The sequence below is a fragment of the Staphylococcus agnetis genome (assembly GCF_011466855.1).
Taxonomy (GTDB): Bacteria; Bacillota; Bacilli; order Staphylococcales; family Staphylococcaceae; genus Staphylococcus; species Staphylococcus agnetis.
Map to the genome: position 1 here is coordinate 1,380,201 of NZ_CP045927.1, position 19,369 is coordinate 1,399,569.

The 19,369-nt window shown below is 34.1% G+C and carries 21 protein-coding genes and 2 riboswitches; of the genes, 6 read left to right on the forward strand and 15 right to left on the reverse strand.

The features are described from left to right. Nucleotides 1–49 precede the first annotated feature (49 nt). Nucleotides 50–382, reverse strand: a complete 333-nt coding sequence (locus tag GJE18_RS06815; RefSeq protein WP_165886108.1) for a hypothetical protein — start codon at nt 380–382, stop codon at nt 50–52. A 534-nt stretch (nt 383–916) separates the two neighbouring features. On the opposite strand from GJE18_RS06815, the gene GJE18_RS06820 reads away from it, so the two are divergent. Then, nucleotides 917–1,957 carry a proline dehydrogenase family protein gene (locus GJE18_RS06820; protein WP_060551287.1) on the forward strand — a complete coding sequence of 347 codons (1,041 nt, stop codon included), beginning with the start codon at nt 917–919 and terminating at the stop codon, nt 1,955–1,957. Nucleotides 1,958–2,054: 97 nt separating this feature from the next. On the opposite strand, the gene ribH is transcribed toward GJE18_RS06820, so the two are convergent. From ribH to GJE18_RS06855, 7 genes are all read right to left on the reverse strand, one after another. Further along, nucleotides 2,055–2,513 (reverse strand): 6,7-dimethyl-8-ribityllumazine synthase, encoded by a 459-nt coding sequence (gene ribH, locus GJE18_RS06825; RefSeq protein WP_037565594.1) that lies wholly within the window; start codon nt 2,511–2,513, stop codon nt 2,055–2,057. An 11-nt stretch (nt 2,514–2,524) separates the two neighbouring features. Then, nucleotides 2,525–3,706 (reverse strand): GTP cyclohydrolase II, encoded by a 1,182-nt coding sequence (gene ribA / locus GJE18_RS06830; RefSeq protein WP_165886109.1) that lies wholly within the window; start codon nt 3,704–3,706, stop codon nt 2,525–2,527. A 13-nt stretch (nt 3,707–3,719) separates the two neighbouring features. After that, entirely contained in the window at nt 3,720–4,349 is a 630-nt protein-coding gene (locus GJE18_RS06835) for a riboflavin synthase (RefSeq protein WP_107368793.1), read from the reverse strand. A 4-nt stretch (nt 4,350–4,353) separates the two neighbouring features. After that, a complete protein-coding gene (ribD, locus tag GJE18_RS06840; protein ID WP_165886110.1) occupies nt 4,354–5,400 on the reverse strand; it encodes a bifunctional diaminohydroxyphosphoribosylaminopyrimidine deaminase/5-amino-6-(5-phosphoribosylamino)uracil reductase RibD in 1,047 nt (348 codons plus the stop codon). A gap of 138 nt (nt 5,401–5,538) precedes the next feature. After that, a riboswitch (FMN riboswitch) is annotated at nt 5,539–5,670 on the reverse strand. A 115-nt stretch (nt 5,671–5,785) separates the two neighbouring features. After that, a complete protein-coding gene (locus GJE18_RS06845) occupies nt 5,786–7,501 on the reverse strand; it encodes an FAD/NAD(P)-binding protein (RefSeq protein ID WP_107376407.1) in 1,716 nt (571 codons plus the stop codon). Nucleotides 7,502–7,816: 315 nt separating this feature from the next. Then, complete coding sequence (sagB, locus tag GJE18_RS06850) at nt 7,817–8,683, reverse strand: peptidoglycan release complex glucosaminidase SagB (protein ID WP_060551292.1); 867 nt, start codon at nt 8,681–8,683, stop codon at nt 7,817–7,819. A 163-nt stretch (nt 8,684–8,846) separates the two neighbouring features. Then, entirely contained in the window at nt 8,847–9,071 is a 225-nt protein-coding gene (locus GJE18_RS06855) for a hypothetical protein (protein WP_060551293.1), read from the reverse strand. A gap of 200 nt (nt 9,072–9,271) precedes the next feature. Here GJE18_RS06855 and GJE18_RS06860 point away from each other — a divergent pair, with 200 nt between their 5' ends. Next, nucleotides 9,272–9,733: a sigma-70 family RNA polymerase sigma factor gene (locus GJE18_RS06860; RefSeq protein ID WP_157952352.1), complete on the forward strand. Its 462-nt coding sequence runs from the start codon at nt 9,272–9,274 to the stop codon at nt 9,731–9,733. A gap of 432 nt (nt 9,734–10,165) precedes the next feature. Here the strand turns inward: GJE18_RS06860 and GJE18_RS06870 are convergent, their stop codons facing one another. Beyond that, on the reverse strand, nt 10,166–10,615 hold the full coding sequence (locus tag GJE18_RS06870; RefSeq protein WP_060551295.1) for a hypothetical protein: 450 nt from the start codon (nt 10,613–10,615) through the stop codon (nt 10,166–10,168). Nucleotides 10,616–10,708: 93 nt separating this feature from the next. Then, nucleotides 10,709–11,419 carry a transaldolase gene (locus GJE18_RS06875; protein WP_037565603.1) on the reverse strand — a complete coding sequence of 237 codons (711 nt, stop codon included), beginning with the start codon at nt 11,417–11,419 and terminating at the stop codon, nt 10,709–10,711. 153 nt (nt 11,420–11,572) lie between these two features. Between GJE18_RS06875 and GJE18_RS06880 the strand changes: the two genes are divergently transcribed. Genes GJE18_RS06880 through crcB (GJE18_RS06890) form a run of 3 tightly spaced genes read left to right on the forward strand, consistent with a single transcriptional unit; the run spans nt 11,573 to nt 12,623 of the window. Beyond that, complete coding sequence (locus GJE18_RS06880) at nt 11,573–11,875, forward strand: hypothetical protein (RefSeq protein WP_037565604.1); 303 nt, start codon at nt 11,573–11,575, stop codon at nt 11,873–11,875. 20 nt (nt 11,876–11,895) lie between these two features. Beyond that, entirely contained in the window at nt 11,896–12,261 is a 366-nt protein-coding gene (crcB, locus tag GJE18_RS06885; protein ID WP_060551296.1) for a fluoride efflux transporter CrcB, read from the forward strand. Further along, entirely contained in the window at nt 12,258–12,623 is a 366-nt protein-coding gene (gene crcB, locus GJE18_RS06890; RefSeq protein WP_060551297.1) for a fluoride efflux transporter CrcB, read from the forward strand. The genes crcB (GJE18_RS06885) and crcB (GJE18_RS06890) overlap by 4 nt, the downstream gene beginning before the upstream one ends. Before the next feature lie 184 nt (nt 12,624–12,807). On the opposite strand, the gene GJE18_RS06895 is transcribed toward crcB (GJE18_RS06890), so the two are convergent. The 3 genes from GJE18_RS06895 to metK form a co-directional block, all read right to left on the reverse strand. Then, on the reverse strand, nt 12,808–13,644 hold the full coding sequence (locus tag GJE18_RS06895) for an aldo/keto reductase (RefSeq protein ID WP_085622465.1): 837 nt from the start codon (nt 13,642–13,644) through the stop codon (nt 12,808–12,810). Nucleotides 13,645–13,857: 213 nt separating this feature from the next. Beyond that, entirely contained in the window at nt 13,858–14,766 is a 909-nt protein-coding gene (locus GJE18_RS06900) for a nuclease-related domain-containing protein (protein WP_060551299.1), read from the reverse strand. Nucleotides 14,767–14,854: 88 nt separating this feature from the next. Next, nucleotides 14,855–16,054 carry a methionine adenosyltransferase gene (gene metK, locus GJE18_RS06905; RefSeq protein ID WP_037565609.1) on the reverse strand — a complete coding sequence of 400 codons (1,200 nt, stop codon included), beginning with the start codon at nt 16,052–16,054 and terminating at the stop codon, nt 14,855–14,857. A 104-nt stretch (nt 16,055–16,158) separates the two neighbouring features. Further along, nucleotides 16,159–16,272: riboswitch (SAM riboswitch) on the reverse strand. 213 nt (nt 16,273–16,485) lie between these two features. Between metK and pckA the strand changes: the two genes are divergently transcribed. After that, a complete protein-coding gene (gene pckA / locus GJE18_RS06910) occupies nt 16,486–18,066 on the forward strand; it encodes a phosphoenolpyruvate carboxykinase (ATP) (protein ID WP_060551301.1) in 1,581 nt (526 codons plus the stop codon). A gap of 24 nt (nt 18,067–18,090) precedes the next feature. Here the strand turns inward: pckA and GJE18_RS06915 are convergent, their stop codons facing one another. Both GJE18_RS06915 and ytkD read right to left on the reverse strand, forming a co-directional pair. After that, the gene (locus GJE18_RS06915) at nt 18,091–18,876 is read right to left on the reverse strand and encodes an alpha/beta hydrolase family protein (RefSeq protein ID WP_060551302.1); all 786 of its coding nucleotides are present in this window, start codon (nt 18,874–18,876) and stop codon (nt 18,091–18,093) included. Then, nucleotides 18,857–19,327 (reverse strand): RNA deprotection pyrophosphohydrolase, encoded by a 471-nt coding sequence (gene ytkD, locus GJE18_RS06920; protein ID WP_060551303.1) that lies wholly within the window; start codon nt 19,325–19,327, stop codon nt 18,857–18,859. Before ytkD ends, GJE18_RS06915 begins: the two co-directional genes overlap by 20 nt. Nucleotides 19,328–19,369 lie beyond the last annotated feature (42 nt).

The following is a 19,369-nucleotide window of genomic DNA, read 5'->3' on the forward strand; positions in this document are numbered from 1 at the left end:
TCAAGTCTATGATTGACCTTAAACGTACGTGACCATGATTCATTCAATTTTATGCCAACTTAAATTTGCGTCTTAAAAATGGAATACGCGAAATTAACACAACTAATAATACCTCATAAAATGTAGGGAAGAATTTAGCAACTATCATTAAGAAAAATTGTCCTATTAAAGTGCCTTGTCCTTGCGTCGCATTGAAGTTCCCTACTATTGCGGTATCAACAAGATTTAATGCAACAATTATAGCTATGGCCATCCATAATTTTTTTGTAATCAAGACTATCGCTAATCCAACGAGTGTTAATAATATAAGTTCAAATATGAAATATTGAAAAAACGTATCTAGCTCAGTTCCTAATGTGTAAAATACTAAATCTCTAAACATTTCAAAACTCCCTTAATTATGCTTAATACTATTTTAACATGGCTAATACGAATTATTTTTAAAGATATCGTTAAGTTTATAAGTGTAATATTTACACGAATTTAACAAACAGAAAACTTTAACGAACCTTTACAATATTTTCGCAAGACATTAAAAGCATTGTGATATGGTTCAAGTAAGTCGAACTATAAAGGAGTTAATAAATGAAATTTTTGCTAAAATGTATGCTTAGTTTTTTCATTATTTTTAACCTCCCTATACTTTCAGCAGCCTTAGCGGAACCTATAGATGCCAACATGCAACTCACACAATCATAATACTAATAGCATCTCGAGTTTTTGTGCTACCCTTATACGCATTCCCTAACCCATTTTCTTATTGGCGATAATGGTTTGGTAAATGAAGCTAAGATGTCTTTAAAGATGTCTTTTTTCATTAAATTCTAAAAACTTTTAGCTGAAACCGTTTTCTTCCTCTATATAATCGTGATACACTATCACTAATAGCAATGCAAAGACATGGGGAGGAATAAACATGGGTTTAGTTAAGAATTTTTTTATCGCATTATCTAACAATACATTTTTAAATACGACTGCTAAAAAAGTAGGACCTTCTCTTGGGGCCAATAAAGTTGTAGCTGGAAACCAATTACCTGATATTGTTAGAACAATCAAACGGTTAAATGAAAAAAACATCGCTGGTACGGTAGACATCCTTGGAGAATTTGTTCATAACCGCCAAGAAGCGATAGATGCCAAAAATGAAATTTTAGAAGTGATGAAAGTCCTTCATGAAAATAATCTTGACGCACATATGTCGATTAAGTTAAGTCAACTAGGCATTGAATTCGATCGTGCTTTAGCCTATGACAATGTATACGAAATTGTTAATACTGCAAAGTCTTATAATAATATGCACATTAATTTCGATACTGAAAAATATGATAGCTTATTTGATGTCACACAAACTTTAGATCGCTTAAAAAGCGAATTTACCAATGTAGGAACAGTAATACAAGCTTATTTATTTAAGGCTGATGTTCTATTAGATAAATATCCTGATTTGCGCTTACGCTTAGTGAAAGGCGCTTATAAAGAATCACCACATATTGCTTATCAAACAAAAGATGAAATCGATCAAAATTACATACGATTAATCGAAAAACGTTTATTACAAGCTAAAAACTTCACTTCTATTGCAACACATGACCATAATATTATTAATCATGTTAAAGCTTTTGCTGAAGAACACCATATTGATAAATCTAAATTTGAATTCCAAATGCTTTACGGTTTCAGAACCGAACTGGCTGAGCAAATTGCAAAAGAGGGATATCATTTTACAATTTATGTCCCATATGGCGATGACTGGTTTGGTTACTTTATGAGAAGACTTGCGGAACGTCCACAAAATTTAACCCTTGCTTTTAAAGAATTTGTTAAGCCAAAAACGCTTGCAGTTTTAGGTGGTGCAGCAGTTGTAGGAACACTATTAGGTCTTATTCGAAAAAAATCAAAATGTAACAAACAAAATGAAACAAAATCACAACATCAACGTTGTATTAAAACTTTATAAAATATAAGGATAACCTAACCTCAAAAAATAGCCTTCAATATTCATTAAAGAATGAATATTGAAGGTAGTTTATTTTTCCTACATTGTGTTGAGCACGTTATAGTGCCTTAAGTAAGTTTGCCATTTCAATAGCTCCTACAGCTACTTCTGCGCCTTTATTCCCTGCTTTTGTACCAGCGCGTTCAATCGCTTGTTCAATATTTTCAGTCGTTACAACTCCAAATATCACAGGAATACCCGAATCATCACTTGCTTTAGCAATTCCTTTTGCCGCTTCGTTACAAACATAATCGTAATGTGTTGTTGCACCTCTAATGACACAACCTAAAGTAATAATCGCATCATATTTACCTGACTGAGCCATTTTTTTAGCTACTATAGGGAGTTCAAAAGCGCCAGGTACATAAGCAATATCAATATCCGCTTCATTGACTTGATGTCGTATTAGTGCATCATTTGCCCCTTCAACCAGACGACTCGTAATAAAATCATTGAAACGACTCACTACAATTCCAATTTTTAAACCTTCTCCAATTAACTGACCTTCAAATTTCATTTCAATTCCTCCTAAATCAAATGTCCCATTTGAGTTTTTTTAACTTCTAAATAATCATGGTTATTCTCATTTTCACATGTGATTAAAGGTACACGCCCAGTTATATCAATGTGATATTTTTTTAATCCCTCAAATTTTTCTGGATTGTTACTTAACAAGTTGACTGACGACACTCCTAAATGTTTCAGCATTTGCGCAGCAATATCATAATCTCTTAAATCCGGTTCAAAACCGAGCGCTTCATTTGCTGTGACTGTGTTGTATCCTTGTTCAATTAATTCGTATGCTTTTAATTTATTCATTAATCCAATGCCTCGACCTTCTTGAGGCAAATATAAAATAATCCCACCATGTTCATGAATATACTGCATGGCTTTTTCAAGTTGTTCACCACAATCACATCGTTCACTATGAAAGATATCACCTGTAGCACATGCTGAATGAATACGCACGTTCATCTCAGGTTGGATTTCCCCTTTGATAATTGCTAAATGTTCTTGACCATCAAATTCTGATGTGAAGCCAATCATGTCAAACGTGCCATATCGTGTCGGTAACTTCACTTTTGCTTCTTGTTTAATTAATTTACGATTAACTTTGATATAAGACACTAACGCCTCAATCGTAATCATCTTTAATTGGTGTTTTTCTTTAAAATCTTGTAATTGCTCTCCTCGAGCCATTGTGCCGTCTTCATTCATAATTTCACATATGACGCCTGCTGGTTTGGCATTAGTTAATAACGCTAAAACGACAGCCGCTTCTGTATGTCCTCGCCGTGCAAGTACACCGTTGTCTTTAGCAATTAATGGAAAAATGTGACCTGGTTGGTTAAACGTACGTTCATTCATCCCATCTTGAATGAGTGCACGTGCCGTTTGAGTACGCTCGAAAGCACTGATTCCAGTTGTTGATGACACATGGTCGATACTTTGCGTAAATGCTGTTTTGTGAGGATCATTATTTTCATAGACCATAGGGTTTAAACCTGCTTGAGTTGCAATCTCTTTCGAAATAGGCGCACAGATCAATCCACGGCCATTTTTGGCCATAAAGTTGATGGTATCGTCTTGCATCCATTCTGTTACTGCAACTAAGTCACCTTCATTTTCACGATTTTCATCATCTAAAACGATAATAGGCTTACCCTTTTTTAATTCTTCTAATGCTAGCGCAATTGAATCAAATTTCATCCTTACCCCTCCATTAAAATCCCGCTTTTAACAAATCATCGATAGCAAGCGTTTTTTTGTTAGTGTTGAGTGCTTGAACATACTTAAACAACATATCCGTTTCTAAATGCACTGCATCACCTTGTTTTTTTTGAGATAACGTTGTTGCTTGACGTGTTTCAGGAATGAGATGAATGTTAAAACTGGATTGATGTTTTTCAAATACAGTTAAACTAATACCATCAACCGCAATTGAACCTTGTTGGATCATTTGAGCCATAATGACTTGAGGCGCCTCGATGGTATAAATCCATTCATTGGCAGACTTTTGTATGTGTAAAATTTTGCCTTTACCATCTACATGACCTTGAACAAAATGTCCTCCAAGTCGTCCTGTAGCAAGTAACGCACGTTCAAGATTCACACGGTCACCAACTTTAAGTTGACCTAAATAGGTTTTATTTTCCGTTCCAAGAATAACGTCCACACTAAAGCTGTGGTCATTATAAGTGGTTACAGTTAAACATGTACCATTCACACTGATCGAGTCACCAATTGACATATCATTTAGAATTTTAGAACATGATATGGTCAGTTGTGTTGTGGGATTTTGTTTGCGGATAGAAAGAATTGTTCCGACCTCTTCAATGATACCTGTGAACATGTTGTCACTTCCTTTTCATGAGTATTTTCACATTAGTATCTATTAATGATGTCTCAACAATTTCAAATTGGTGGGTATCACTAAGCTTAAACACCGATTCGGTTTGATAAAACTGATTTAAGCCTTGTCCACCTATTAATTTCGGGGCTAAATATAAAATAAAATGCGTTATCAATTTAGATGATAAAAATTGAGAGGTAACCTTTGGACCTGCTTCGACAAGAACACGTCCAAATCCTTTTAAATATAAATCTTTTAAAACACTGTCTACATTACAGTTGTCTAAGCATACAACTTCTACATTTGAGCAAGTAGATTGTAATGAATGATTTTCAGTATATATGATGATAGGTCCATATCCATCATGAAACATGTTGGACTTCCAATCAATTTGACCTGAGCGCGTTAAAATCACTCTAACCGAATGTCGCCCTTCTTCAAGTCGCACTGTTAAGCTTGGATTATCATATTTTAGCGTACCTGAACCTGTAATAATCGCATCATGTTCATGACGCAATTTAAAGACATCTTCCTTTACAGATGGGTTTGTTATCCACTGACTTTCAAAATGATCTGTTGCTTGTTTGCCATCCAAACTCGCGCTTACTTTTACAGTTACGATGGGTCGTTCCAATTGTTTACTTTTGAAAAAAGATGCATATAATTGTTCTGCAACTGGATGCGGACGATAGGTTACTTTAACACCAGCACGTTCCATCATCTGATGACCCGTTGCAGGCAAAGTAATATCACGTGCTGCATAAACGACATGAGAAATCCCTGTATCAATGATACGTTTTGCACATGGAGGCGTTTTTCCAAAATGAGAGCACGGTTCTAAGGAAACATATATTGTTGCCCCTACCACTTGCTCTGGTCCAGCCATGTCTATCGCTTGAATTTCTGCATGACGTTCACCTTGCTTCAAGTGGGCACCCATACCTATAATACGACCATTTTTAACAATGACAGCACCCACTGGTGGATTTAAACCAGTTTGACCCTCCACCATCTGTGCTAATGAAATTGCTTTATCTAAATAATTATTCAATCTTTCACCTCAATAAAAAAACCACTCGATTGTCGATTCGAGTGGAAGGTAATATGAAAAATAGACATCACAAAATAAACCGATGTTCTATAAATTTTTCATCAGCAAATAAACATAAACATGTTATGTTTGTTAGCGTTATTCTTCCTCCCATCCAGACTTTCACTGTCGGCTCTAGATTTGCACTAGATCAGCCATAGTTAAATAACTATGGGTCGCAGGCTTAATTTTACTGCCGGTTGGGAATTTCACCCAGCCCCGAAAGAATAAAATATGAAATTGTAATGAGATAAAAAGATACTCAAGCACTTATAAAAGCACTTGAGTCTATATTAGCTTAACATATTTTATTTTACAATCATTTGATTCATAAAGCGGCGTGTTTTTACTCTTTCTTTTTCTTATGTTTCTTTTTCTTCTTATGTTTTTTCTTATGTTTCTTTTTCTTATCTTCTTTTTCTTTTTTTATTTTTTTATTTTTCTTATCGTCTTTATGTTTTGGCTTTTGTGATACATCGACTTTTTCTTGAAGTTCTTTAAAAGCGGTATCAGAATTTTCCGTTGCGTTGACATTTTGTATGGAGTGCGGTGAATGGTTTTCATAATCATCTTGATTCGTCATAGCACGTTTTTCTAAAGTATCGTACAAATTATGAACCGACCGCACTGCTTGTTGAACGATTGAAGGAATACCATTACGATAATAGTTTACGCCATTTGTTATTTGTCCAATTGCTCTTAAGTTATTTAAGGTACCATATAACGGACTAATCACTTCATTTGTTGCAGGAACGATTTGTATACCTCCCATTGGATGCGATTGAATGATTTGTCGATTAGCGATATCTAATAATAATGCGTCATCATCATCTAATTGAGATAAATGTTTTTTTGCACCAGTTGCATTAATGACAACCTCTGCTTTTAGCACTTCATCTTGATTTTTAAACTTTAGTCTAAATTTACCGTAATAATGACGTAAATCTTCTAAACCTGAATAGATTTGAATATGGCCGGATTTAATGTTTTCTAACACTAACTGCGCAGTTTCTCGAGGCATCGGGTTTGAGTTTTCAACGATATAACGTTGATATTTACGAATAAATTGTTCTTGATCATCACGACTAAAACTATTCCAAATCCAATCCATATTTTCTTTGATGACTTCAAGTAAACTTTGAAATTTACCAAGTTCTTGAGGGTGATTCAAATCATAAGTTAAATCACGAATCGCATCGTATTTACGTCGCTTAAGCAGCCTTTGTAGAGGGATATTTAACGCTTCACATTCTTTTTTAAATAAAGCAATCGCTTCATCTAATGGAACACAGCCCATATGTTTTTGTTTTAACGCATCAAATTGTGCAAGCGTCAAATACTTTAATGTGATATCAATCATTTCGCCGCGAACACTTGGCATTTTACCACTTCGACTGGCTACAATGATCGGTTTATTTTGGTGATGTTTAACAGTATGGCGTATGACATCTAAACTTGCTAAACCGCTACCTATAATCACAATTCGATCCGTATCTTTGACATTATCCAATGTACGATTTGCGGGATAAGGTGAATGAATATAATTTTTAGTGCCTTTGAGATGATATGGATCGTTATAACTTAAAGTACCAATCGTTAAAAAGACATAATCATATTTTTTACATGTTGTTTCATCATTTTTAGTACAAATATGAATGGTTCTTGGTATGATGGCATCATTTGCTTCCTCAATATACATTTGAGTTACTTCATTCGTGATGATATTAATATTTTGAAAAGAGGAATGAAAGGTCTCAAGTTGGTCTCTCATATAATGGCCAAATACAAACCTTGGTAAATAATCAGCATTTCCATACTGATATTCATCATGTGCTTCATACCACTCTTTAAATTCATGAATGTTATCTTGATTTAAAGAAATCATAGAGGTGGGTACATTAGTAAGTAAATCTTCACTATCGTCTTGAAACGGTTTTCCTTGCCCCATATTTTTATCATTATCATAAACGTCAACTTCCAACTGATTAAACTTTTCAAACTTCACTAAATGCCGTAATACACTCACGCCAGCTGTACCCATACCAATAATAGCGACTCTCATTTTAATCACCCTTTCTCCAAGTTTTCTTTTAATTCTACCCTAATCTTTCTCAGATTAATAATAATCAAATGAATTTTTACTATTGAAATTCTATGTTAAAATAAATGAACTTATACCACATTATCTTAGAGGTGATTCACTTGCTAAAAAACTGTTTTAAATTATTAATTCTCGTAGTAGTGTTTTTCTTTTATTTTGGAAAGAACAATAAAGCCGAATAATATGTCACGTATAACAACATGTGTAAATTTATGTGCTGTTTAACTTTAATCCATATAAAAAACCGACCTTCAAATAATGAAAGTCGGTTGGTTATTATTCGTGATTTTTACCATCTTGGTGTTTCTTATCGTCTTTGTAGACATACCAATTAAAGTATTTACCCTCAGTCTTCATATCTTTATAGAAATCAGCCATAATTGTTGCGTTACTCTTCGCCCAATTGATATCAGTAGCATATTGATGCTCACCTGGGTTTTTAGGATTCCAACGCATACTGTATAGTGTGTTTTGTTCAGGGTTTTTTAGATAATGATCATGAATGAATTCTGCCCCACCATAAATGGCTTTTTCAGGTGTGTCCCATCCTTTTTTCTTAGCATATTCTGCACCTGTTTTTATTGGATCTTCATCAAGCGCACCTACACCATAGAAGTTATAATATTTTTTACCATCTATCTCTACACCATTCGAAAGTTCTGATGCAACAGAACCCGTTTCAAGTAAGGCATGAGATATTAAGTATACTTCATTCACTTGTTTCGCTTTTGCGGCATTTAGAAAATCTTCTGTATGATTGAGCAATGTAGGATGATTAATTAACATTCTTTTAATACGATTATCATCAATACCTTGATACTTAGACAAATCTAAAAACTGATACTTTTGTTTTTTATCATCCATAAATCTTGAACTATCCATTGCTTCTCGAATTTCAGTTGGAGAAGCATCACGCCAATTCGTGTGTTCTTTATTAGAAACTTGTTGACTTGTATAATTATCAATTTGTTTTTTTGCAGCCTGATCAAGTGTCACATTTAATTTTTCAACACGTTCTACTTGCTTGACTGATTTAAAGAAAATTTGGTCTTTGATCATTGAAAAAAATAAAAACCCTGCAATTGCCGCTACAATGAGTAACACGATTACAGAAATCAATGAACCTTGTTTGTGCTTTCTCATAAACACACCTCTTCATTATGTTGTTTCAATGGAATAAATCATTCATCTTTTAAACGTTCACGCTTGAATACAAATTTTACCACCAATAGCGAACGAACACAATTGAAGTTACATCTTGTCATGAATTCATAAAAGAAAAGTAATGAATATGTAAAGAAATTCATTACTTTTCGTGTGGTTTATAATCCATCATAATAAAACTTGCTGCTTGAGAGCGATTTTTATAATAGTACTTCGTCAAATCAATCGCACCTTCTATATCACCATCACGATACATCATTTCTTTCGTCATATTATTAATCATAACGAAATTAGCGCGATCACGAATGACATCTAAATCATCATTGCGTGCAAAGAAATGTTCTAAGTTTAAATGTTCGTAGTCCATAGATTCCTCCACTTTGTCTTTTTTAATAAAATGACGTCGTAAAACGGACAAACATAACGCTTTATATCAAAAATTTAACATAACCATTGTTTTAGTGTTGAATTTAATCTAAAAATATCATAAAAATGCACGTGCCTCAATCATTTTAAACCGATATGACTATATATGACCGGTCAATCTATATTTTAGGAGTTTATTTAATGAATTTTGACGCTTTATACTTAAAATATGAAAAATTTTTACATTACCTACTAAAAAGGTACTATATATCTTATAATTATGATGAGATTTTTCAGATGCTTTTAATACGACTATGGGAATTGCAAGTTCATTTTGATATGTCGCGTTCAAGCGATTTTCATCGTTATATACGCACGAAACTTCATTATTACCTTTTAGATCTTATAAGAAAAGAGATGCGAATACCTTTAACCTGTGATATCGACAATCTTACCACCACAGTACAATCTGCACATATTCCCCTGCAATTATCCTTAATCACACATCAATTATCTTCCAAGCAAGCCAAATGGTTAAACCTTCACCTCAGCGGTTTTACCCAAAAAGAAATCCACGAAATGATGCATTGCTCACTGAGTTCAGTTAAAAACTATAAAAAACAAACTCATGCCATTTTAAAAGCACAGTTAGATTATAATTAAGAAAGGATTTCTTTAATGACACAGTTTAATACCCTTCTATATTTCGAAACATCTTGCGCCATGACACACCAGCTCAATATACAGTTCAAACACTTTAATCTTCACTCTTCGCTAACAATGACCGCATTTTTAAAATCGTTACTCCAAAACCACCACAAACATTATTCCACTCAAATAAAGTTATCATCAGAAATGTTAAACATCGGCCAATATATACCGATTTTCATTACTCCTGAACTGATTCTTTGCCCCTTGTTCGCAAAACGTTCCACATATCAAGTCTATATCAATATGACACAAGTCATCGGGATGTCATCAATACAAGAGCGTACTCGCATTATTTTTAATAATAACCAACACTTGGTTGTTGAACAATCTATCACATTTTGTTCAAAAAAATGGAAAGAAAGTTTATTTTTAGGTCAATTAATTCTAAGTCAATCTATTTAGTTTAAAGTCAATTAAACGCTTAGTTAAATAGCCGTTGACAGGCTTTATAAAAACTACAGCAATTACAATCATGATAATACTTGATATAAATATCAAGATGACGTTATTTAAGCCTAGAGTTGCTGTGGGTGTTATAAAATATTTAATAGACGATAAAGACAATAATAAACCTGTAATCAAAATTCCAAGTAGCAATGTATTTGCAATCATTAAACCTAATAATGTGGTCAATAAATATAATTGTGACTTCGGTTGATTATTGTATACATGCCTTGATAAAAACGAGATGACAAATTGATTTTGTGTACGGTATTGAGCTTTAAAAGTCGCTGCATTAAGAGATTCTAACTCTGAATGTAAAATGCTACGTTCTTTTTTATTCAAAAACCATAATTGTTTTTCAATTTTAGTTTTAAACGTTTTTTGTCCCATGATGCACTCCTTTGTCTTTTTTATTATTTAAAAAGACTCAAACCTTCGTAAAATATCGAAGTGTTTGAGTCTCTATTTTTCAAAACGATTCGATTATAAAATACTTAATCCCGAGCTTTGAATATCTTTAGCAAATCCTTTAACAGTATCAACAGATAATTCATCAATATCTCTACCGATATTTGAAATTTTCTTAACCACATCACCAGGGCACGTAATAATATCTGCACCAATTTCATCTGCTTGAATCACATTAAATAATTCACGACAACTTGCCCATAGTAATTGAACACCTTGCTTACTATGTGTCACTTCTACAGATTCTTTCATTAATGGTAATGGATCTACACCCGTGTCAGCGATTCGCCCTGCAAAAACTGATACATATGTTTCAACACCTTCAGTAACTGCATCAGTAATTGCTTTTACTTGTTCAATTGTGTAAACTGCTGTCACATTGAGCTTTACACCTTTAGCAGATAACTTTTCAATTAAAGGTAACATAGATTCACCTTTTGTGTTGACAATAGGTATCTTGACGAAAATATTCTCACCGAATTGTTGAATGATTTCAGCTTCTTTTTCCATCGTTTCCATATCATCTCCAAATACTTCGAATGATACAGAAGCATCAGGAATTGCCTCTACAACTTCTTTAGCAAACTGCGTGTAATCTTTAACACCCGCTTTTGCCATTAAGCTTGGATTCGTCGTAAATCCGTCTACTTCTTTATTTTGATACGCTTGTTTCATTTGATTGATATCTGCACCATCGGCAAATACTTGTACATTTAATTTTTTCATAATGTCCTCCTAGATGTATAAGTTGATATTAATGTTATATCATTTTTTAGGATAGAAATGCTATATTTACGCTTGCAGATGATGATAATATCCATTTTTTTAAGAAAATAAAATATAATATGATATGATATTAAACGATAAGGAGGCACACGCATGTCAAAATCAAAGAAATATTTTTATTTAAGTGTATTATTTTTGCTACTTAGTTTATATTGTAATGCATTCAATCCACTTTTACATGTGCATTTTAATAGTATCGTAAAAATTATTATCGTTAGTGTATTTGTTAATGCACTCATTCTTGTCTTCACTATTATATTTGCTGACAAATCTATTAAATATTTGCCTGAAAGCAAAAGTTGGATTCACCGTGCGGCGAAGATAATGCCATGGATTATTTTTTGTGTTTTATTATTTCAAATTGCATCAGCATTATACTTATTCGGCATTATTTAAACTCATAGAGGGGGTTAATCATGGGGTATTTATATATTTTTGTAGGGGGTGCTTTAGGCGCGTTAATACGCTACATGCTCTCTTTTCTCCCTTTATGGCATGGTTTACCAATAGGCACATTCCTTGCCAATATGTTTGGCGCTTTTTTTATGGGATTTTTATCAACGTATTCGCTTCGTTTTCTAGAAACGCATACTTATCTAAAAAAAGGGATTACAACAGGATGTTTAGGCGCACTAACAACATTTTCTACATTTCAGTTTGAGGTATTCACATTTATTTCAATCAACGCATGGTTTACAGGCTTTTTATACCTCACCTTGAGTAGTTTATTAGGCATCGTCTGTTGTATTTTAGGTTTGAAGTTAGGGGATGATGTTTCATGAACATCCTACTCATCATCTTAGGAGGCGGACTTGGGGCAACTTTTCGCGCTTTATTGACAAACATCTTTAATAAATTGAAATTCACCGCTTTTCCTATCGCCACATTATTTATCAATTTAGCCGGTTGTTTTATGTTTGGTATATTAAGCCCATTGCTCATATCTGAAAGTCACTCACCCCTTTTTCTTACAGTTGGTGTGCTCGGTGGCTTCACTACTTTTTCTACTTTACAACTTGAACTTTCATCACTTATCAAACAACAAAAATGGGTTCAAGTTATACATTTACTTTTTTTACAATATATAGGTTGTTTAGTGTGTGTCATTGCTGGTTACGCAATTTCACAATATTTTTTTAACTAAACATCTCTAATGTAACGTGAAATCTTTAAAAGCATTTAAGTCAACTTAACAATAATAGAGTAATTGTATATCATTCATCAACCTATATTAATAACAGACACTTAAAGCCACCAACATGTGACTAAATAAATGTTGGTGGCTTGTTTTACGAATCATAAGTCTATCATTAGTCGTTTGTAAGAGATTATTTTCCGTTAAAAGTTAAAGGGTCAGGACCTATACGCTTATTTTGATTTAAAGCATTTAATTGATCCATTTGCTTTTGTGATAACTCAAAATCAAAAACGTTTATATTTTCCTCAATACGTGTTGGCGTAATAGATTTAGGTATTGTCACAACACCTTGTTGTATATTCCATCTCACAATCACTTGAGCTGGAGATTTGTGAACTTCTTTTGCAATACTTTGTACAGAATCATCAGATAAAATTTGCGCATTCATTAATGGAGACCAAGATTCCATTCTAATATTTTGAGCTTCAAGGTACGCTTTTAAGTTTTCTTGTGTTAAATAAGGATGAAATTCGACTTGATTAATGACGGGTTTAATTGAAGTTTCTGATAATAGTTGATCCATATGTTCAATATTAAAGTTACTGACCCCAATATTTTTAACTTTACCCGCTTTGTATAAGTCTTCCATCCCCTTCCATGTGTCAATCATTACTGTGTCATCTAGACCTGGCCAATGTACCAAATACAAATCTAAATAATCTAGACCTAATGACTTTAAAGATCTTTCATAAGCCGCTTCAACGTTGTGACGACCGTAATCTTGTAACCATAATTTAGAAGTTATAAATAAATCCTCTCGCTGAAGATGAGATGTAGCGAGTGCTTCTTTAATGCCTTCTCCTACTTTTTCTTCATTGTTATAAATCATTGCGGTATCAATACTACGATATCCATGCAAAATGGCATGTTTAACCGCTTCTTTGGCTGTATCATCGTTTTGTACTCGAAAAACACCTAATCCAATTTGAGGCATCTCATTACCATTGTAAAATGTTACATTATTCATCATCTTCACCCTTTCTTTATTTAAATTAATCATAACGAAGGTTAAAACATACGTAAATTTTTTTGTCTTATTCTTAATAAAACACATGACCTACACTTGTAACAGTAGAATCAAAATAAGAGTAGGACACTTAATGCCCTACTCTTTCGCCTAGCCTATTATTTAATTGATTTAACATACATTGAAATTAAACTAGAAAGGCGACTGCACAATCTAATTAAATGATTCAATTTCGTCCATAATTGCTTGCAAATCATTCACATCATATTGAATGCGTCCGTGGAAAACAAACTTATTAAAGAACTCATCAAGTTGTGCAGGTCCGACTAATACTTTAGTTCCACTTTGTGAAGCATAATTTGAAATAGTGATGTCACCATCATGTCTTGGATTAAAATAAAGAATTGCTGTTGGCGCATATTTAAGGTTTAGCTTTTGTTGCAATGTCGTTGCCAGCTTTTCAATTGATTCAAGTTGAGACGTATAATCTACTACTGAAAGCGCTTGTCTCTCTTCATTTTGATCAAGTACAATCGTTTGAGGAGATTGTCCATCTAAATTTAACGTTTTAAATACGTGTTCCATCATAGGATTGTCTTTAAATTGATTTTGACTGACACCCTGGTATACATGTCCTTTTAACAATTCTGAATCAATAATATAGAGACCTGTACGTGTCAATACAAGATGACTAATTCGCGTAATGTCTTCTAAAGTGTTAGTTGGCATAAAGATATTCGCCATGATATGCATATCTTCAGGACGAATACGCTTTTCTTTAACTAGACGTTCTCTAATTCCCAATAAGCGCATATCAGTAATATATTCACTATCATTTTTTGAGAATAATTTTAATGCATCGATTTCACGATTTTTTGATGACAACATAGAGTCATATTGCTCTTTATGACGCGTATCTGATTTTTTCTTTTCAATACGTGCTTTTTCAAGAGCTTCCTTATGCTCATGATTTAATTTTTCTTCTTTAGATTGAAACTGATTCGAATACGTTTCTTTCACTTTTTTCTTACTGCGCAAGGCAAAGAGAAACATGATTAGAAACAAAAGTGCGAGGGCACTCGCAACGATTAACCCAATTTGAATGGGATCTAATTGTGACATGAACAATTACCTACCTTTTCTTCATTTGCTTTATTATCATCATTATATAAAAAAGCGAATCAAATCGCGAATCTTAATTAAGAAAACTTTATTTTAATGCTTCTACTGATTGTTTAAGAATATCGATCTTATCCGTTTTTTCCCATGGAACATTAATATCATTGCGTCCAAAATGACCATATGCAGCAGTTTGTTTGTAAATAGGACGTTGTAAGTCTAACATTTTAATAATCCCAGCAGGTCGTAAATCAAAGTTTTGTCTTACCGCTTCAATGAGGATACTTTCTGAAACTTTGCCTGTCCCAAACGTGTCGATTGAAATAGATACAGGCTGCGCGACACCAATTGCATATGCAATTTGGACTTCACATTTATCTGCTAGGCCTGCAGCGACAATGTTTTTAGCTACATAGCGTGCAGCATACGCAGCAGAACGGTCTACTTTTGTCGGATCTTTACCCGAAAATGCACCGCCACCATGGCGCGCATAACCGCCGTAAGTATCAACGATAATCTTGCGCCCTGTAAGACCTGCATCCCCTTGAGGACCACCGATAACAAAACGGCCTGTAGGATTGATAAAGAACTTTGTATCCTCATCGATTAACTTTTTATCTACTGTAGGATAAATCACATGTTTCTTTAAATCATCTTGAATATCTTTTAATTCAATATCTTCATGATGTTGTGATGAAATAACGATAGTATCAATACGTTTTGGTTGATTGTTTTCATCATATTCAACAGTAACTTGAACTTTACCGTCTGGTCTTAAATAACTTAACGTACCATCTTTACGCACCGTTGTTAAGCGTTTAGACAATTTATGAGACAAATCAATTGGTAATGGCATAAATGTATCTGTTTCGTTAGTGGCATAACCAAACATTAATCCTTGATCGCCAGCACCCGTATTTAGAACCTCATCTTGATTATCTTCACGATATTCTAAAGCGCGATCCACACCTTGTGCGATATCTGGCGATTGTTCATCGATTGCTGTAAGCACTGACATTGTTTTGTAGTCATAACCATATTTTGCACGCGTATAGCCGATTTCTTTAACCGTTTCGCGCACAACTTTAGGAATATCTACATATGTACATGTTGTGATTTCACCAGCGATTAACGCCATCCCCGTCGTAACAGTCGTTTCACATGCTACACGCGCATTAGGGTCACCTTTCAAAATTTCATCTAAAATCGCATCAGAAATTTGATCGGCAATTTTATCTGGATGTCCTTCAGTAACTGATTCTGAAGTAAATAAGCGTCTATTGTAAGTCATATTAAGCTCCTTTAAATTTTATTACGAAGTTCTCTCTGTGACTGAGCCAATAAAAAAAGCCTTTCACACTATAAAATAGAGAGAAGGCCTTTAACGTCCATTCGCTCTTATCGTTCAGACTATATATGTCTGCAAACGGTTTGGCACCTTTCTTCTATTGAAAGAAGAGGTTGCTGGGTTTCATTGGGTCCATGTCCCTCCACCACTCAGGATAAGAGAATCCGTTAGTCCTATATTACATAAATTTTTTAATAGTGTCAATTCAGTTTCGTCTTATGTTACACAAATATAAAAGCGATTTAACAACCTAATTATTTTACTATTTTTCTCTCCAAATTACCTAATTTTGGTATGGATTATGAAATCAATGTGTTATACTCTTGAATTGTAAAGGCTTACATTGCCGAAACAACTATTGGAGGGATAAAATCATGTCGTTTGACACACAAGCAATTGACGCTTTAAAAGACAAGCCTTCATCTCATTTTCAACTTACAACAACAGAACTTTATAACAAAATATTAAAACGAGACGAAGCTGAATTAACAGAACTCGGGGCCATCAATGCAAAAACGGGCGTTTATACTGGACGTTCTCCAAAAGATAAATATATTGTAGACAATCCTCAAGTAAAAGATGATATTGATTGGGGCACAATTAATCAACCTATTTCAGAGGAAAAGTTTTTAAACTTATACTATCAAGTGATTGATTATTTGGACAGTAAAGATGAGATATTTGTTTTCAATGGTTATGCAGGTAGTGATAAAGATTCACAGCTCGATTTAACAGTCGTCAATGAGTTTGCGTGGCATAACTTATTTGCACAAAATTTATTTATCAAACCAAACTCTAAAGAAGAGGCTGCAAAAATAAAAGCTGATTTTACGATTATTTCTGCACCTACATTCAAAGCAAATCCAGAAAAAGATGGCATTCGTTCAGAAACCTTTGTAATCATTTCGTTTAAGCATAAAACGGTTTTAATCGGGGGCACGGAATATGCAGGCGAAATGAAAAAATCTATTTTCTCTGTGATGAATTATTTATTACCAGAACAAAACATTATGAGTATGCACTGCTCGGCTAATGTAGGTAATAAAGGTGATGTTGCATTATTCTTTGGATTATCTGGTACAGGTAAAACCACTTTATCCGCTGATCCAAATCGTAAATTAATCGGTGATGATGAACATGGATGGAATGAAAATGGTGTCTTTAATATTGAAGGTGGCTGTTACGCAAAAGCCATTCATCTGTCAGAAGAAAAAGAACCCCAAATTTTTAATGCCATTCGATATGGTACTGTTTTAGAAAATTGCGTTGTAGATGAACATGGTTATGTGGATTTTGATGACAATAAACTCACTGAAAATACACGTGCTGCATATCCAATTCATCACATCGACAACATTGTCGTACCATCTAAAGCATCTCATCCAAATACCATCATTTTCTTGACTGCAGATGCATTTGGCGTGTTACCTCCAATTTCTAAATTAACCAAAGATCAAGCGATGTATCATTTCTTAAGTGGATTTACATCAAAACTTGCAGGGACAGAACGTGGTATTACAGAACCTCAACCCTCATTCTCAACATGTTTTGGCGCTCCATTCCTACCGTTAAATGCTAAAGTATACGCGGATTTACTTGGTGATTTAATTGACAAACATGATGTGGATGTATATTTAGTGAATACAGGTTGGACTGGTGGTAAATATGGTATCGGAAATCGTATCGAACTACGCCATACACGTAAAATGGTGAATGACGCTATTAGTGGCAAACTAAAAAATGCTGAGTTTGAAAAAGATCATATTTTCGGATTAAATATTCCAAAAGCGGTTGAAGATGTACCTACCACAATTTTACAACCAATCAATGCATGGACAGATAAAGAAGCCTATACTACGCAAGCAAAAGAATTAGTTGAGCGTTTTAAAGAAAACTTCAAAAAATTCGGTGAAGATACTCAACATCTAGAACAAACTGGTGGCTTTAAAGGATAAATCAAAAGCTGTGATACATGATTTTCATGTACCACAGCTTTTTTTATTCTCTTCAATCGTCTCCATCCAAGATTGTATATATGCTAAAACTTTTTGCATCGCTTTAGGCTTAGGGACGTGTCCCTCTTCTAATTGATACAATGTGTCGAACATCACATCTTTTTGTTGAAGTCGTGCTTCTAACACATAGGCATGCTTAATCCCCACTTGGTGATCCTTGCCTCCATGAATAATGAGTACAGGTGGTGATGATTTCTCGATGAATTTTAAGGCATCCCGGGCTTCATATGCTTTTATTGCTTTTTGAGGATGACCTATCATGCGCTTTAACATGTCTCTTAAATCTACGCGTTCTTCAAACATTAATTTTAGGTCACTTACACCACCCCAAATGATATAGCTATGCACAGGAATACGTTGAAAAGTTAATAAACCTTGAATACCACCTCGCGAAAAACCTATAAAATGGATATAAGCTTTCGGATATTGAGATTTTAAAATCCTTGTTGCCACCTCGACATCATTTAAATCTTCGCCGGCGAATTCATCTCGTCCTTCACTGCCGTTATTCCCTCTATAATAAGGCGCAAATACGAGTGTATGGGGCTGAATAAATTGCAGCAACCGCGCTAAACGAACACGCCCCACTTGTCCTTTTCCACCTCTTAAATAGACAATAATACGTTTCACACATTTTTTGGGTGTGAGGCATAACCCTTTTACAATTAAACCATCTACGTAATAAGACAATTCTTCAACAACATGTGTTTGAATATCTGCAGGCATTAACTTACGTGTCGTAAAATCCAAGCTCCGTCATCCTCTCAACACATTTTAAAATGGCTGGGTCTTCTAACAAAAAACTTTTATCACCTTTAGGCACCTCTTCAATAGATTGAAAACGAATTGGGCCATGCGTTTCAAAATAGTCTACTTTAGGCTCAATCGCATCTATAATACAGACATAAACATCCTTTGTGAAAGACCGTTGCGCATTTGTTACAGTATATTGCGCAATATAGTAAGCTGTCTGTAAATGTCCACCTGTTTCCTCATAAATTTCCCTCGCTAACGCCTGAAGTGTTGATTCTCCTTTTTCACACTTACCCCCAGGGAACTCTATGCCTCTCAGTCGATGCTTTGTAAATAACATTGTATTACGATACAATGTTAAACCTAACACATGATCTCCCGTAGGTTGGTCATTAGGTTTGCAATAACGTAATTTAATATGTTGATTTTTCTGGTCAATAAACTCCAATTCCTTTTCCCCTTTACAAACTGTGTTAAAATTAAGCTAAAA

Bases quoted from the DNA above. Each gene is read 5' to 3' on its own strand.
- GJE18_RS06815 (WP_165886108.1), bottom strand. From the start codon at position 382: ATGTTTAGAGATTTAGTATTTTACACATTAGGAACTGAGCTAGATACG.
- GJE18_RS06820 (WP_060551287.1), top strand. From the start codon at position 917: ATGGGTTTAGTTAAGAATTTTTTTATCGCATTATCTAACAATACATTT.
- ribH (WP_037565594.1), bottom strand. From the start codon at position 2,513: ATGAAATTTGAAGGTCAGTTAATTGGAGAAGGTTTAAAAATTGGAATT.
- ribA (WP_165886109.1), bottom strand. From the start codon at position 3,706: ATGAAATTTGATTCAATTGCGCTAGCATTAGAAGAATTAAAAAAGGGT.
- GJE18_RS06835 (WP_107368793.1), bottom strand. From the start codon at position 4,349: ATGTTCACAGGTATCATTGAAGAGGTCGGAACAATTCTTTCTATCCGC.
- GJE18_RS06845 (WP_107376407.1), bottom strand. From the start codon at position 7,501: ATGAGAGTCGCTATTATTGGTATGGGTACAGCTGGCGTGAGTGTATTA.
- sagB (WP_060551292.1), bottom strand. From the start codon at position 8,683: ATGAGAAAGCACAAACAAGGTTCATTGATTTCTGTAATCGTGTTACTC.
- GJE18_RS06855 (WP_060551293.1), bottom strand. From the start codon at position 9,071: ATGGACTACGAACATTTAAACTTAGAACATTTCTTTGCACGCAATGAT.
- GJE18_RS06860 (WP_157952352.1), top strand. From the start codon at position 9,272: ATGAATTTTGACGCTTTATACTTAAAATATGAAAAATTTTTACATTAC.
- GJE18_RS06870 (WP_060551295.1), bottom strand. From the start codon at position 10,615: ATGGGACAAAAAACGTTTAAAACTAAAATTGAAAAACAATTATGGTTT.
- GJE18_RS06875 (WP_037565603.1), bottom strand. From the start codon at position 11,419: ATGAAAAAATTAAATGTACAAGTATTTGCCGATGGTGCAGATATCAAT.
- GJE18_RS06880 (WP_037565604.1), top strand. From the start codon at position 11,573: ATGTCAAAATCAAAGAAATATTTTTATTTAAGTGTATTATTTTTGCTA.
- crcB (WP_060551296.1), top strand. From the start codon at position 11,896: ATGGGGTATTTATATATTTTTGTAGGGGGTGCTTTAGGCGCGTTAATA.
- crcB (WP_060551297.1), top strand. From the start codon at position 12,258: ATGAACATCCTACTCATCATCTTAGGAGGCGGACTTGGGGCAACTTTT.
- GJE18_RS06895 (WP_085622465.1), bottom strand. From the start codon at position 13,644: ATGAATAATGTAACATTTTACAATGGTAATGAGATGCCTCAAATTGGA.
- GJE18_RS06900 (WP_060551299.1), bottom strand. From the start codon at position 14,766: ATGTCACAATTAGATCCCATTCAAATTGGGTTAATCGTTGCGAGTGCC.
- metK (WP_037565609.1), bottom strand. From the start codon at position 16,054: ATGACTTACAATAGACGCTTATTTACTTCAGAATCAGTTACTGAAGGA.
- pckA (WP_060551301.1), top strand. From the start codon at position 16,486: ATGTCGTTTGACACACAAGCAATTGACGCTTTAAAAGACAAGCCTTCA.